A 14,737-nucleotide genomic window follows, 5' to 3' on the forward strand; every position below is an offset into this window, starting at 1 on the left:
TAAGCTGTAAGCTGTAAGCTGTAAGCTGTAAGCTGTAAGCTGTAAGCTGTAAGCTGTAAGCTGTAAGCTGTAAGCTGTAAGCTGTAAGCAAAATTGTAAACGCTAATTAATAGCTTGCGAAATAAAGTTGGCTTATAAATGGCCTGAAGTTAGGTATTTTAATGGAAAATCTTTTTCTTGATGTAACCACCGCGATGCAAAGCCAGCTGTGGTTTTATTTTTTAACTGTGGGCTTAGTAAGCCTGTGTATTGGTAGTTTTTTAAATGTAGTTATTTACCGGCTGCCACTGATGATGCAGCGTGAATGGCGAAGTGAATGCCGATTATTATTAGAAGATGAACTCACAACTAAGCCTTCAAAGGCTAAACCCAACGAGCCATTTAATTTAGTAAAGCCTAACTCTACCTGCCCTAAATGCAAAACGGCGATTAAGCCTTGGCAAAATATTCCAATTATTAGTTGGATTGTGCTTAAAGGTAAATGCGCTAATTGCAGTAACCCAATATCAGCGCGTTACCCAATAGTTGAAGCCATTACCGCGCTATTAAGTTTAGTTATTGCCTATAGTTTTGGGGCTACAGAGCAGGCTCTTTTATATATTTTTGTTACTTGGATTTTAGTCGCGCTCACCTTTATTGATATTGACCACATGTTACTACCTGACCAGCTCACTTTGCCCTTAGTATGGCTTGCGCTTATTGCCGCTGTAATGGGTATAACAATAAGCCCGTGTGATGCAATAGTAGGCGCAGCCTGCGGCTATTTAAGCCTGTGGAGTGTGTTTTGGCTATTTAAGCTATTAACGGGCAAGGAAGGGATGGGCTATGGTGATTTTAAGTTACTGGCCGTGTTTGGCGCACTACTAGGGTGGCAGTCGCTATTAACCATTATTTTGCTTTCAAGCGTGGTGGGCGCCATTATTGGTATTGCCCTTTTAAGTATACAAGGTAAAGACAAAGCAACCCCTATCCCATTTGGCCCCTACTTAGCCATAGCAGGTTGGATAACACTTTTATGGGGCGCTCAAATTCAAGCGGCCTATTTTAATTTAATTGGTTATTAGTATGAATAAGCCAGCAACTAAAACAAACAATTGGGTATTGGGTTTAACAGGCGGCATTGGCTGCGGTAAAACAGCTGTTAGTAATATGTTTGAAGAACTCGGTATTTGCGTTGTTGATGCCGATATTATTGCCCGCCAAGTGGTAGCGCCTAATAGCATAGGGCTAAATGCTATTGCTGAACACTTTGGTGAGGGTATTTTACTACCCGATGGCACATTAAACAGAGCAGTGCTGCGCACTAAAATATTTACCAACAATGATGATAAAGAGTGGCTTAATGCTCTATTGCACCCACTTATTCGAGAGAGAATACTCACCGATTTAAACAATGCAACCAGTGCTTATGTTGTATTAGTTGCACCATTATTGTTTGAAAATAAACTTAACGCATACTGCAACCGTACTCTATTAATTGATGTACCACTGCCTGTACAGATTGAACGTACGATAAAACGCGACAATATTAGCCTTGAGCAAGTAAATAGCATTATAGCGTCGCAAATGTCACGTGAAGAAAAACAACAAAAAGCCGATGATATCCTTAATAATGACCGCGATTTATCGCTTGTTCATGCAGAACTTGTTGTTCTTCATAAAAATTACCTACACTATGCGGTATAAAATACAACTAATGCCCCTTAATGCGGTCATAACAACATAAACTCGTAATTTGGTTAGCAAAAAAGGTGTTGATAAACTTGACGAATTTAATCACCTGCTTTTTTCTGATAAATTGTTAACTATTGAAGGACTAAAATAGGTGCGCAATGAATATTAACTCACCGTTATTGAGAAAATTTATAACGCTTGGCCGCATTGATGCCGATACCGTAAAAGCAAAACAGCAAGAGTTTGCCTCAACCGCTGAGCTTATATCTAAATGTGGAAAAATTGACAGCAACGACTTAGCTGAACAATGTATAGACTTATTCCGCGTACCGTATTTTGATTTAAAAGACTTCGACCCTGCACAAATCCCCGAAGACTTAGTTAAAGAAAAGCTAATACGTAAACACCACATTTTACCGCTGGTTCAAAAAGGCAGAAAAGTATACATTGCCGCCTCCGATCCGACTGACTACGGCGCCTTTGAAAACTTTGAATTTAGCACCGGCTTATCGTGTGAAATAGTTGTAGTTGACTACATTCAGCTGGATAATAAAATTGAGCAACTTCTTGATGCTGCAGGCAGCTTAGATTTAAGCGCCGATGAATTTAAAGAGTTTGCCGACTTAGATAGTGAAGGCCCTAAAGAAACCACACCTAAAGATGATGATAAAGACGATGCGCCAATCATTGTTTATATCAATAAAATTTTAATGGATGCCATTAAAAAAGGCGCTTCTGATTTACACTTTGAACCTTACGAGCATAAATACCGTATTCGCTTTCGTATTGATGGGATTTTGCATGAAGTTGCCAACCCCCCTAATACTTTAGCGAGTAAGCTATCGGCGCGTATCAAAGTCATGTCGCGCCTTGATATTGCAGAAAAACGTAAACCACAAGATGGCCGTATTAAATTAAAGATTACCGAGCGAAAAAGCATCGATTTTCGTGTAAGTACTATGCCTACGTTATGGGGCGAAAAAATAGTAATGCGTATCCTTGATTCATCAAGCGCTATGCTAGGTATTGACGTATTAGGTTACGAAGAGGATCAAAAAAAGCTCTACATGGATGCGCTTGGGCAACCACAAGGTATGATACTTGTAACCGGCCCTACCGGCTCAGGTAAAACAGTATCGCTTTATACTGGTTTAAATATACTTAACCAACCAGAGCGAAACATTAGCACCGCCGAGGATCCGGTTGAGATAAACCTTGAAGGGGTTAACCAAGTACAAATAAACCCCAAGGCCGAGATGACCTTTGCCAACGCCCTGCGTGCCTTTTTACGTCAAGATCCAGATGTGGTAATGGTTGGTGAAATACGTGACCTAGAAACCGCAGAAATTTCAATTAAAGCGGCGCAAACAGGTCACTTAGTGTTATCAACACTGCATACCAACTCAGCCCCCGAAACCATAACACGTTTATTAAATATGGGCGTGCCTGCGTATAACGTGGCAAGCTCGATAAGTTTGATTATTGCCCAGCGCTTAGCTCGGCGTTTATGCCCTAAATGTAAAACCCCTGAAACACTGCCAGCAGAAGAATTAGCTCGCCAAGGTTTTAGCACAGCACAAATTGAAGACATGACACTATACGCACCCAAAGGCTGCGAAAATTGCACCGATGGTTACAAAGGCCGTGTAGGTATTTACGAAGTAATGCAGATTACCCCTGAAATTGCACAAATTATTATGCGCGGCGGTAATTCACTCGAAATAGCAGAGGTTTCTCTGCAAGCTGGGTTTAATAACTTGCGATTATCGGGTTTACGCAAAGCCGCAGATGGTTTAACGTCTTTGGCTGAAATAAACCGCGTTACAAATATGTAGAGTTAGTAGTGTTAAGTACATGTGCTTAACGCGTAATTGTAGAGAGTAAAGTATGCCAACAATTGTTAACTGCCCAACCTGTAAAAATAAAGTTGAGTGGTCACAGCAAAGCCCCCATCGTCCTTTTTGTTCTAAGCGCTGTCAGCTTATAGACTTGGGTGAGTGGTCGTTTGAGAACAATAAAATCTCAACGCCTATAACCTCGGCGAGCCAAATTAGCCAAGATATGATTGAAGATATTGAAGAAATGATGGCTAAAAACGATGATGACTTTTTTAAATAAATCTTTTTCATCTTCTTAAACAACAAAAGCCAGCATTAAGCTGGCTTTTTGATGTGTTGAGTAAAAAATATAATTAGTCTCTTTGCTTACGGTGTTTTTTACCCATGCGCTTTTGCATTTTAGCAAACTTTTCTTGCTGCTCAGCGTTAAGCACCTGCATTACTTGGTGCTGTGTTTTTAGTTTAATTAAACCAATTTCAGTGCCTTTTTCGTGGCGTGCATTTAATAGCTCTTTAGCCGCGTTTTCGTCAAATGTTGGAGCGCTAAGTAGTGCATCCATTTTAGCTTTATGCGCTTCGCGCTGTGCTTTACGGGCTTCTTTATCATCGCCGCGTAGTGCTTTCATTTGCGTTTTTTGCGCTTCAAAAATAGCTTCAAGCTTAGTTTGTTGCTCGTCAGTTAAATCAAGCTTGTCGGCAACGCGCTCAGATAATAAAAAACGCGCTTGAGAATGGCCTTGCTTATCGTGCATGCCGCCTTTTGCTAATACGCTACCGGCACCAAGTGTAGCTGTTGCTAGACCACAAATAAGTACTAATTTTGAAAGTGCATTTACTTTAGTCATAATCATCACCTTAATATTGGATGGTTTGAATTTGGTTGTGACTGCTAAGCCAGTGAGTTAACTATACCCCTTGCAACGCAAAGTAACGCAAAGCAGTGTAAAGGTTGTGTAAAGATTCACTTTTGCACAATTTACGAAGTAAAATAACCATATAGAAACTGCCTAAGGGTTTGAAATGAAGCTATTAATGATTGATGACGACACAGGTTTGTGTGAACTACTTACTGAGTATTTAGCCGCGCAAGGTTTTGAGGTACAAAGCGTTCACGATGGCGAGCAAGGCTTAAAACTTGCCCAAGCAAACGACTACGCGCTGATATTACTAGATGTCATGCTCCCCACCCTTGATGGTTTTGAGGTACTTAAACAACTTAGGCAAACCAAGTTAACGCCGGTCATCATGCTCACTGCAAAAGGCGAAGACTTTGATCGTATTTTTGGCTTAGAGCTGGGCGCTGACGATTATATCCCCAAACCCTTTAACCACCGTGAGTTGCTTGCTCGCGTAAAAGCGATTACTCGTCGCATAGAGCACATAAATAGCTTAAATGTTGCAACACCCAGTAAAATAACTATAAACGGCATTACGGTTAATTTGGCAGCGCGTGAGGCAATCATTAGCGACCACCCCCTTACACTTACTGGCACAGAGTACGAGGTACTCGTGCTATTAATTAAAAATGCCGGCGAAGTTGTCAGTAAAGAGCAAATAAGCGAGGAAGTACTGGGCAGGCGCTTAGCCTCGTTTGATCGCTCAATTGATATGCACGTTAGCAATATTCGCAAAAAAATAGCCGAGCACATCCCAGGCGAACGAATAAAAACAATGCGAGGTACAGGCTATGTTTTCATCCAAGGGGAGTAATAAGCATTACTTTGCCTGGCTAAAGCATCCTAGGCATTATTTATTTTTTAAAATATTTGCTTGGTTTTGGCTGACGATAACGGGGACTGTAGCAGCGCTTATATTTTTAAGTAACATTACTGCAATCAATGCTGTAAGCACTGAGTCTCTGCGTGGACCAATGAAAAAAAACCTAATTTACACAGCCAAAAGTATTGAGCGAAGTGTAACTAAGCACAAACGAACGCTTGCCGATGTTTTAACGCACCCTAGGCTTTCAAAACGCAAAATTTTATATTTAGCTACAGCGCAACCCGAAGACGCATTAAGTAATAAAGAGATACCCGCCGAAATAGACTTAAATTTACTTAGCTTTAGCCAAAACTTAGCACCACAGATTATTTTTACCGAAAAGTACCAAGCTTTTGGCCCAGTACTAATCACTGTGCCCGAGGGGCAATTTTACCTTTACGAAATCGATATTAACCATCAACCGCCTTTGCTCATGCGCTTTAAGTTAATGCCAAATTGGATGAAAGTCTTGGTGGCTATTTTTGCCTCTTTAGTACTGAGCTTTATATTTAGCCGTAACTTAATTGCCCCAATTAACAGCCTTAAAAAAGCAGCCATAAAACTGTCATCAGGCGACTTATCAGCGCGTGTTGCCATACCTGCTAACAGAAAAGACGAATTAGGGGTGCTTGGCCGCGACTTTAACAGTATGGCCAATCAGCTTGAGCAACTTATTAGTGCCCAAAAGCGTTTGCTTGCTGATATATCTCACGAATTGCGCTCCCCACTTACGCGTTTAAAAATGGCCACAGGGCTTGCTCAAATGCAAGCCAACGAGGCAAGCCAATCGTATTTATTACGGATAGAAAAAGAAGCGAATCAACTTGATAAAATGATTGCTGATGTACTGCAAGTCTCACGTTTAGAAGCACAAAGCCAAGCACTGTCTCTTCAAAAGCAGTCGTTAAAAGATATAGTAGAGCACGTATTAAACGATGCGCAGTTTGAAGCTAAGCAAAATACTAAAACACTCACATTTAGCGGCAGTGCCGATGTTATGCTCAGTTGCGATGAGTCGTTAATAGCCAGTGCACTCGAAAACTTATTACGCAATGCAATAAAATACGCACACAGCAATATTAGCTTTAACGTACACTATAACAGCAAAATTTATATTGAAATTTGCGACGACGGACCAGGCGTGCCAAATGATCAATTAAGCAAGCTTTGTGAGCCCTTTTTTAGGCAATCTGACGCTCGCGACCGAGTAAGTGGTGGCACGGGGCTTGGCTTAGCCATCGCTAAAAATGCTATTATTGCGCATGGTGGTAGTTTAGCGTTATCAAATAAAGAAAATGGTGGTTTATGTGCCAACATAACCTTACCAATAACTAAAGAGTAACCCATGTTTTATAGCAGTGAAAGTGAGCTTGAAAATAACCAATCTGCAATTGAAGAATTTTTTGAAAACACACTCATTAAATCTAACTTAAAAACCTTGCATGGCACATTATTTTACGCCTATGCAAAACCCGCTAATGCAAAAATGGCGTTAGTTATTAGTTCTGGCAGAGTAGAGGGTACTGATAAATACAAAGAGCTTTTGTGGGAGTTTTATAACAATGATTACGCTATTTTTATAATCGACCATCAAGGACAAGGTCGCTCTTATCGGCATTTAAAAAACAAGCACAAAGGTTATGTTAAAGACTTTCAAGATTACAGTGCAGATCTAAACCAATTTACTGAACAGGTAGTTAATGCTCACTGGCAAGGCAATAAAGCGTTAATAGCGCATTCGATGGGAGGTGCTATTGCGCTGCATTATTTAGCAACCTATACGCATGATTACAAAGGGGTATTTTTGTCAGCTCCCATGTTAAATATTTTTACCAAAAAGGTGCCTCGTTTTTCGACTACTTTGGCCGTCAACATAGCTAAAATTTTAGGCTTTCAATACAGCTATGCCTTTGGGCAAAAAAACTATATTCCCTTAAATTTTGACCTAAACGTGCTAACAAGTAGTGAAATACGTTATAAACAATTTAGGCAAACCTATCATGCTACACCTTCGTTGCAGCTCGGCGGGGTAACCTATGGGTGGTTGCATGCTGTTATTAAGTTTTTGCCATCAGTAGATAAGCTAAATATTACTATTCCAATGTATATTGCTAAAGCCGAAAAAGATGAAGTAGTTAATAATACGGCTCTTGATAAGCTGGCAAACAGTCATGAAAATGCATCAATTGAAAGCTTCAAAGATGCAAAGCACGAACTTTTTTTTGAACGAGACGAAATTCGTAAACCAGCACTCAAAAGTTTATACACATTTTGCGAGACGATTAATCTTTAATAACAACAGATAGTGGGTCGAGGTGGATAAGTATATCAACCTCAGACTCAAAGCAATCGGCAATCATTTTTTCGACTTCGTCAGCCACATTATGAGCTCGAATTAACGTTAAATCGTCATCTAACTCTAAGTGCATTTGTATAAACTTGATCTTTCCACCTTGGCGAGTGCGGATGTCGTGTACGCCATAAACATCTTGATGCTTATTCGCTATATCGTAAATGCTTTGCTTTTCTTCGTCTGGCAGCTCTTTATCCATTAAATGATCAGCGCTATCACGTGCTATATCCCAGCTGTTGTAAAGTAAATAACCGGCTACACCAATAGCAAATAGTGGATCAGCATATAACACCCCATAGTATGAGAGCAAAATAGCCAGTAATACCGCAGCATTTAAAATTAAATCGCCTTTATAATGCACCGAGTCTGCTTTTATAGCGATAGACTCGGTATGTTTAACCACTTTAGTTTGAAAAAACACAATCACTAACGTACACGCAATAGCAAATACACTTACCCACACGCCAAGCAGTGAATGACTTAATACGATGGGGTTGAATAAACGCTCAATGCCATGAAATGCTAATAAGCACCCAGAGCCAGCTATAAATGCAGCTTGACCAAGCCCTGCAAGCGCTTCTGCTTTACCATGGCCAAAACGGTGATCGTCATCGGCTGGACGTAGTGCGTAGCCAAGTACTAAAAAGCTCATAGCAGTGGCTGTAATATCCATTAAAGAGTCGGTCAACGAGCCAAGCATAGAGGCCGAACCCGATGCCAACCAAGCCCAAGCTTTGGCCGCTATCATTAAGCTCACCATAACCATGGTCACTATACTTGATGTTTTAACCCAAAATTCGTAACTGCGGTGATGCACGTCAATATTCACTATTTACGGTATTCAATGGCGCGAGTATATCATTTTTTTTAACGGTTTCGTGTATACTGCCAAACGTCAAATTATAGATTAATAGAAAGGCGCATTATGCTGGATATCGTGTTATATCAACCTGAAATTCCGCCAAATACAGGCAATATTATACGCTTGTGTGCAAACACAGGTTACTCCCTACATTTAATTGAGCCATTAGGTTTTGAATGGGACGATAAACGAGTAAAACGTGCGGGCCTTGATTACCACGAGTTTAGCAATGTTCAGCGACATGCATCGTTTGAGGCATACCTTGAAAAATGCCAACCTAAAAAAGTCTATGCATGTACCACTAAAGGCAGCCAGCTTCATCACGAAGCAAGCTACGAAGCCGGTGACTGCCTAGTATTTGGCCCAGAAACTCGTGGACTACCCGATGAAATGATTCAAGCATTACCTAACAATCAACGTGTACGTATTCCTATGCAGCCGAATAGCCGCAGTATGAATCTATCAAATTCGGTTGCTGTATTTATTTACGAATCTTGGCGACAACTGGGGTTTGTTGGAGGCAAGTAATACCAATTTGCTTAATTAATTGATCTGTTTTGAGGTTAGAAAAACGTGTGGATGGCTAGGCAAAAATTTTCTATTTAATTTAAAAGAAAATTTTTTAACAAAGGTAGCAACACGTTTAGCTCCGTAAAATGGCATAAGTATTATTGCACATTGGTATCATGCTAGGCTCATCAAATTTAAAACCTAACAAAAAGGCCGAGGTTATTCGGCCTTTTGTTCTCGGCCTAATAGGGCCATAGCAGCTTCTTTCATATCTTTACTTTCGTAAAGTACTTTATAGATTTGCTCTGTAATTGGCATTTCTACACCGGCGCGCTGAGCTAATAAATACACTTCTTTTGTATTTCTAAAGCCTTCTACAACTTGCCCGATAGACTCAATAGCAGCGTCTACTCCTTCACCTTTGCCTAATGCTAGGCCAAAGCGTCGGTTACGTGATTGATTATCAGTACAGGTTAAGATTAAATCACCAAGCCCTGCCATCCCCATAAAGGTTTCTTGCTTTGCGCCTAAGGCGCACCCTAAGCGTGTTAATTCAGCCAAGCCACGGGTGATCAGCGCGGTACGCGCATTAGCACCAAAGCCAACCCCATCCGACATACCCGCGCCGATAGCGATTACATTTTTAACCGCTCCACCTAACTGAATGCCAATAAAGTCATCGTTGTTATACACACGGAACGAGCGCCCACAATGGAGTAAACCTGCAAGTTGTTGCGCAAACTCCGTTGAAGTAGACGAGACCGATATTGCGGTAGGTAACCCCATCGCCATTTCTTTAGCAAAAGTGGGACCTGATAAAACCGCAAGCGGTATTGCATCACCCAGTTCTTGCAGGGCAACCTCTTGTAACAAACGCCCAGTGTTTGGCTCAAGCCCTTTAGTTGCCCACGCCACTTGCGCACCTTCAACCAGTGCTGGTTTTATTTGCTGCAAGGTATCGGCAAAGGCATGGCTTGGCACAACCACAAGTACAATAGCACTGCTCGCTACGGCTTGTTGTAAATTGGCTTGTAATACAAGAGTGTCAGGGAATGGTACATCAGGAAGGTAACGTTGATTTTTCCGCTCAGCTGCAAGCGTGGCAACGTCGTCGCTATTGCGACCCCAAAGTGTCACTCGGTGACCATTTCGGGCTAAGCAAATAGCAAGAGCGGTGCCGTAAGACCCCGCTCCCAATACAGTAACAGCTGAAGTTGCTGTACTCATAGATTATGCGTCTGCTGAAACCTGCTCAGCTTGCGCAGTACGTTGTTGCATATATTGTGCAAATAACGCATCAAAGTTCACTGGCGCAAGGTTAAGCTGTGGGAAAGTACCACGGTTAACAAGATTAGATACGGCTTCACGCGCGTATGGGAATAACACGTTAGGGCAGTATGCACCTAGCATATGTGCTAGTTGTACTTCTTCAAGCTCACCAACAGTAAAAATACCAGCTTGCTGAATTTCACATAAAAACGCAGTTTCTTCGCCAATAGAGGCAGTAACAGTTAATGCTAAAACAACTTCGAACACACCTTCGTCTAATTTATTAGAGCGTGTGTCTAAGTCTAATTTAACTTCTGGCGTCCATTCTTTTTGAAAAATCGCAGGCGAGTTAGGCGTTTCAAACGATACATCTTTAGTGTAAATACGTTGAATCGCAAATTGTGCGCCACCCTCTTGTGCTGCTGCGTTTTGATTTTCTTCGTTCATTGTGCTTCCTACGTGTTAGTTTTTATAATTAAAATTAAGCATTTAGCTTAGCGTCAAGTTTACCTTGCGCTTCAATAGCCATCATGTCGTCGCAGCCACCGATATGTTCATCATTAATAAAAATTTGCGGTACTGTGCTTGCGCCACCTGCTTTGGTAATCATTTCGTCGCGAAGCTCTGGTTGAACACCAATATCGATATTTGTGTACTCAACGCCTTTACTGTTTAAAAGTGCAAGAGCACGTTGGCAAAATGGACAATACGCTTTGGTGTATAAAACAACATTACTCATAATAAATCCTCTATCGGTACTACTAAACTGATTAGCGACCTGTTGTAGTTGGAAGGCTGGCTGATTGCCACGACCCCATACCACCTGATAATACATAAACCGATTCAAAGCCTGCTTTATGCATTGCATTAGCAACGCCTTGTGCAGTCATGCCCGTGGCACATACTAGTATAATGGGTTTACTCTTGTGCTTTTCAAGGCTAGAAAAGTCAGATTGTTTTGCTTTTTCAGGGCTTAAGTGTTCAGCGCCCGCTATACGACCAGCGTTAAACTCTTTTTGAGCGCGAATATCGACTACTTTGCCATCTTCACGGTTAATAAGAAGTGTTAATTGCTGTGGATTTATTTCTTTCACCGCTGAAAGTTTACTTTTAATCCAACCGCTTACAATAAGAAATACAATACCAACCCAAGCTAGGCTTAAAATAGGATGATTTGTAATAAATTCAATATATTGATCCATTCTACTTCCACTATGAAATTATGTTCTAAACCTAGGGCGTGTTGGCCTTTGCGGATTAAAATTTGTTCGATCTAGGGGCGATTAAATCGCGGCGCGAGGTTTGTAACCTAGTGGGCTAAGTAAAAACCGAGCAAAGCTTCCGCGTCCTGCTCACGCCCTTACCTACATCCATGTAGGCAACAAAGAGCTAATAGTCCCTAGAAAGAACCCAACAGGCAGCGCATGTTTGGTATTTATGCTACGTTATCGCCTATTTATGGGAAATAACCACACTTCATAGGCTCTGCCTTACCTAAAAACCAAACATACTGCTGCAAATTCAGCCACCAAAGCGCAACACGCCCTAATATTCTAGGTATTTTGTACTTTAGCCACGCAAGTATACCCAAACCAAGTTAAAATGCGAGTTTGCTGCGGTTTAAAAACACATAAAGCGCCCCATATAAAATAGTATGTAAAAATTTAATATCTTGTTTTCAGTGCTGATCCTATCGCTAAAACACGGTATGCTAAAACTAACCAGATAACCTTTCGGCGCACAGTACCCATCAACAGGTGCTAATTTTCAGGAGCGATTATGACAGAGCATAAAAAACCACTGGTATTAATGATTTTAGACGGTTGGGGTTACCGCGAAGAAGAGCAAAGTAATGCAATTCTTGCAGCAAATACCCCCGTTTTAGACAACCTATGGGCAACCCGCCCACATACATTAATTTCAGGCTCAGGATTAGATGTAGGCTTACCTGAAGGGCAAATGGGTAACTCAGAAGTAGGCCATGTAAACCTAGGTGCTGGCCGCATTGTTTATCAAGACTTTACCCGTATTACCAAAGCGATTAACGATGGCGAGTTTGACTCAACACCTGCACTTGTTGAAAACATCGACAAAGCAATAAATGCAGGTAAAGCAGTACATATTATGGGTTTATTAAGCCCAGGAGGTGTGCACAGCCATGAAGATCATATTGTCGCCAGTATTGAATTAGCAGCTAAGCGTGGTGCAAAAGAAGTGTACTTCCATGGTTTTTTAGATGGCCGTGATACACCACCGCGCAGCGCTAAAGCCTCAATAGAACGTATAGAAGCCCTATTCGCCGATCTAAATTGTGGGCGCTTAGCATCGTTAGTGGGTCGCTATTACGCAATGGACAGAGACAACCGTTGGGACCGCGTAGAAAAAGCCTATAATGTAATGACACTAGGTGAAGGCGAGTTTAACTATGCTGATGGCGTATCGGCATTAGAAGCCGCTTATGAGCGCGACGAAAATGATGAGTTTGTAGCACCAACCACAATCACACCACAAGGTACTGAAGCTGCACAAATTAATGACGGTGACACCGTTATTTTTGCTAACTTTAGAGCCGACCGAGCCCGTGAAATTACCCGCGCTTTCGTAGAGCCTGACTTTGACGGGTTTGAAAAGAAAAAATCACCCCAGCTTAGCGCTTTTGTAATGATGACAGAATATGCAGCCGATATTAATGCCCCTGTCGCATTTGGTCCTACACCACTTGTAAACGTATTAGGCGAGTGGCTTGAAAAGAATGGTAAAACGCAGCTGCGTATATCGGAAACAGAAAAATACGCTCACGTTACTTTTTTCTTTAGTGGCGGACGCGAAGATGAATTTGAAGGCGAATCGCGTGAATTAATTCCTTCTCCACAGGTTGCAACTTACGACCTACAGCCAGAAATGAACTCAGAAATGTTAACCGATAAACTTATTGAAGCCATTAAAAGCGGTAAGTTTGATGCCATTATTTGTAATTACCCGAATGGCGATATGGTTGGCCACTCTGGCGTATTCGAAGCAGCCGTTAAAGCCTGTGAAGCCGTGGATGCTTGTATAGGTCGAGTAGTAGAGACGCTAGATGAGTTTGGCGGTGAAGCGCTAATAACGGCCGATCACGGTAATGCTGAGCAAATGGCCAGCCCTACAACTGGGCAAGCACATACAGCACACACCAGCGAGCCTGTGCCGTTTATTTATGTAGGACGCGATGCAACACCAAGTGAAGGTAAAGCATTAAGTGATGTTGCCCCTACCATGCTACATCTTATGGGTATGGAGCAACCAAGCGAAATGACTGGCACACCAATCATGACGTTGAAATAACACATGAACAAGCCAGTCAATTGGTTTAGTGTTTATACCTTGGTATTCGTTTCGTTAGTGGTTGCACCTGCATCCGCTAACGAAAACCGCACTAAAAAAGACCTATCCGAAGTGCAATCTGCCTTAGAACAAAGCCAAGCAGAATTTAAAGCACAACAAAAGAAAATTGCTGCACTGCAAAAAAACTTAAAAAAACACGAGCTAGAAATAGCTAAAAATGCCAAAGCCCTCAATATGGCTGAGCAATCGGTAAAAGAGACAGAGCTAAAACAACAAATACAGCAACAAAAAGCACAGCAATTAAAATCCCAGCAGGCAAAATTTCAAGCCGTTTTAGCTGCCCAACTAAAAAGTGCTTACATGGCTGGGGGCGACGACTATCCCAAAATGCTGTTAAACCAGCAAGACACAGCTAAATTTGAGCGTACCTTAAGCTATTACAACTATTTAAATAAAGCACGTATAGAGCAAATTGAAGAGCTTAAAGTACTGCAACAACACATTGCAGATAACCAAGCTGCGCTTGAAAAAACCAAACAAAAGTTAGCCGCTTTATTTGAAGAACAAAAAAGGCGCCAAAATGCGCTAGTAAACGCCCAAAGCGAGCGCCAAACTAATCTTAAAAACCTACAAGCACAGCTCAACAACACCAAAAGCTCGATTAATTACTTAAAAGATAACGAACAAACTTTAATCTCTACTATCAAAGAGCTTGAGCAAGAAAAAAGCCAAAAAATTGAATTACTTGGCCTTAATAAAAGTAAGGGCAAGCTTAATTGGCCCAGCAAAGGAAAGCTAAAGCACACCTTTGGCCAACGTAAACATGGCGGTATAGATTGGAAAGGCGTATTAATCGGCGCCAAAGAAGGCACCAATGTCAACAGTATTAACAATGGCCAAGTTGTATTTGCTGATTGGCTAAAAGGTTTTGGCTGGGTAATTGTGGTTGATCACGGCGAAGGCTTTATGAGCCTGTATGGCCATGCACAAACTTTACTAAAGGATGTAGGCGATATGGTCCGCGAAGGCGAAACACTCGCTTTAGTGGGTCAAAGCGGCGGGCAGTCGAGTTCTGGTCTATACTTTGAAATACGCCACAAAGGACGCGCAGTAAATCCTGTTAAATGGTGCAGACGTATTTAAGTG

At 41.5% G+C, this 14,737-nt stretch carries 16 protein-coding genes; 10 read left to right on the top strand and 6 right to left on the bottom strand.

The annotated features are described in order from the left end of the window. The first annotated feature begins 161 nt into the window (after window positions 1-161). The 4 genes from AN389_RS08880 (at window position 162) to yacG (ending at window position 3,792) form a co-directional block, all read left to right on the top strand. On the top strand, window positions 162-1,064 hold the full coding sequence (locus tag AN389_RS08880; RefSeq protein WP_055018833.1) for an A24 family peptidase: 903 nt from the start codon (window positions 162-164) through the stop codon (window positions 1,062-1,064). A gap of 1 nt (window position 1,065) precedes the next feature. After that, the gene (gene coaE, locus AN389_RS08885) at window positions 1,066-1,686 is read left to right on the top strand and encodes a dephospho-CoA kinase (RefSeq protein WP_055019657.1); all 621 of its coding nucleotides are present in this window, start codon (window positions 1,066-1,068) and stop codon (window positions 1,684-1,686) included. A 146-nt stretch (window positions 1,687-1,832) separates the two neighbouring features. Next, on the top strand, window positions 1,833-3,509 hold the full coding sequence (gene pilB, locus AN389_RS08890; RefSeq protein ID WP_055019658.1) for a type IV-A pilus assembly ATPase PilB: 1,677 nt from the start codon (window positions 1,833-1,835) through the stop codon (window positions 3,507-3,509). 52 nt (window positions 3,510-3,561) lie between these two features. Continuing rightward, on the top strand, window positions 3,562-3,792 hold the full coding sequence (gene yacG, locus AN389_RS08895) for a DNA gyrase inhibitor YacG (protein WP_055014747.1): 231 nt from the start codon (window positions 3,562-3,564) through the stop codon (window positions 3,790-3,792). 73 nt (window positions 3,793-3,865) lie between these two features. On the opposite strand, the gene AN389_RS08900 is transcribed toward yacG, so the two are convergent. Continuing rightward, window positions 3,866-4,357 carry a Spy/CpxP family protein refolding chaperone gene (locus AN389_RS08900; RefSeq protein ID WP_055019659.1) on the bottom strand — a complete coding sequence of 164 codons (492 nt, stop codon included), beginning with the start codon at window positions 4,355-4,357 and terminating at the stop codon, window positions 3,866-3,868. Window positions 4,358-4,532: 175 nt separating this feature from the next. Between AN389_RS08900 and AN389_RS08905 the strand changes: the two genes are divergently transcribed. The 3 genes from AN389_RS08905 to AN389_RS08915 are packed head-to-tail and all read left to right on the top strand — an operon-like array spanning window position 4,533 to window position 7,566. Next, on the top strand, window positions 4,533-5,222 hold the full coding sequence (locus AN389_RS08905) for a response regulator transcription factor (protein ID WP_055014745.1): 690 nt from the start codon (window positions 4,533-4,535) through the stop codon (window positions 5,220-5,222). Beyond that, the gene (locus AN389_RS08910) at window positions 5,200-6,615 is read left to right on the top strand and encodes an ATP-binding protein (protein WP_055014744.1); all 1,416 of its coding nucleotides are present in this window, start codon (window positions 5,200-5,202) and stop codon (window positions 6,613-6,615) included. The genes AN389_RS08905 and AN389_RS08910 overlap by 23 nt, the downstream gene beginning before the upstream one ends. A gap of 3 nt (window positions 6,616-6,618) precedes the next feature. After that, window positions 6,619-7,566, top strand: a complete 948-nt coding sequence (locus AN389_RS08915) for an alpha/beta fold hydrolase (RefSeq protein WP_055019660.1) — start codon at window positions 6,619-6,621, stop codon at window positions 7,564-7,566. Here AN389_RS08915 and AN389_RS08920 read toward each other — a convergent pair. Then, window positions 7,556-8,392 (bottom strand): cation diffusion facilitator family transporter, encoded by an 837-nt coding sequence (locus tag AN389_RS08920; RefSeq protein WP_082422798.1) that lies wholly within the window; start codon window positions 8,390-8,392, stop codon window positions 7,556-7,558. The two genes, AN389_RS08915 and AN389_RS08920, sit on opposite strands and share 11 nt — an antisense overlap. A gap of 159 nt (window positions 8,393-8,551) precedes the next feature. Here AN389_RS08920 and trmL point away from each other — a divergent pair, with 159 nt between their 5' ends. Then, window positions 8,552-9,016 carry a tRNA (uridine(34)/cytosine(34)/5-carboxymethylaminomethyluridine(34)-2'-O)-methyltransferase TrmL gene (gene trmL, locus AN389_RS08925; RefSeq protein ID WP_055014742.1) on the top strand — a complete coding sequence of 155 codons (465 nt, stop codon included), beginning with the start codon at window positions 8,552-8,554 and terminating at the stop codon, window positions 9,014-9,016. A gap of 201 nt (window positions 9,017-9,217) precedes the next feature. Here trmL and gpsA read toward each other — a convergent pair whose 3' ends face one another. The 4 genes from gpsA to AN389_RS08945 are packed head-to-tail and all read right to left on the bottom strand — an operon-like array spanning window position 9,218 to window position 11,469. Continuing rightward, window positions 9,218-10,225 (bottom strand): NAD(P)H-dependent glycerol-3-phosphate dehydrogenase, encoded by a 1,008-nt coding sequence (gene gpsA / locus AN389_RS08930; protein WP_055014741.1) that lies wholly within the window; start codon window positions 10,223-10,225, stop codon window positions 9,218-9,220. 3 nt (window positions 10,226-10,228) lie between these two features. Further along, complete coding sequence (secB, locus tag AN389_RS08935; protein ID WP_055014740.1) at window positions 10,229-10,714, bottom strand: protein-export chaperone SecB; 486 nt, start codon at window positions 10,712-10,714, stop codon at window positions 10,229-10,231. Window positions 10,715-10,748: 34 nt separating this feature from the next. After that, window positions 10,749-11,006, bottom strand: coding sequence for a glutaredoxin 3 (gene grxC / locus AN389_RS08940; protein WP_055014739.1), 258 nt, complete (start codon window positions 11,004-11,006; stop codon window positions 10,749-10,751). A gap of 31 nt (window positions 11,007-11,037) precedes the next feature. Continuing rightward, window positions 11,038-11,469 carry a rhodanese-like domain-containing protein gene (locus AN389_RS08945; RefSeq protein ID WP_055014738.1) on the bottom strand — a complete coding sequence of 144 codons (432 nt, stop codon included), beginning with the start codon at window positions 11,467-11,469 and terminating at the stop codon, window positions 11,038-11,040. A gap of 577 nt (window positions 11,470-12,046) precedes the next feature. On the opposite strand from AN389_RS08945, the gene gpmM reads away from it, so the two are divergent. Together gpmM and AN389_RS08955 are read left to right on the top strand one after the other, a co-directional pair. After that, complete coding sequence (gpmM, locus tag AN389_RS08950) at window positions 12,047-13,591, top strand: 2,3-bisphosphoglycerate-independent phosphoglycerate mutase (protein WP_055019661.1); 1,545 nt, start codon at window positions 12,047-12,049, stop codon at window positions 13,589-13,591. Window positions 13,592-13,594: 3 nt separating this feature from the next. After that, window positions 13,595-14,734, top strand: a complete 1,140-nt coding sequence (locus AN389_RS08955; protein ID WP_055019662.1) for a murein hydrolase activator EnvC — start codon at window positions 13,595-13,597, stop codon at window positions 14,732-14,734. Window positions 14,735-14,737: the final 3 nt, after the last annotated feature.

It is taken from the genome of Pseudoalteromonas sp. P1-7a (assembly GCF_001401855.1).
GTDB lineage: Bacteria > Pseudomonadota > Gammaproteobacteria > Enterobacterales > Alteromonadaceae > Pseudoalteromonas.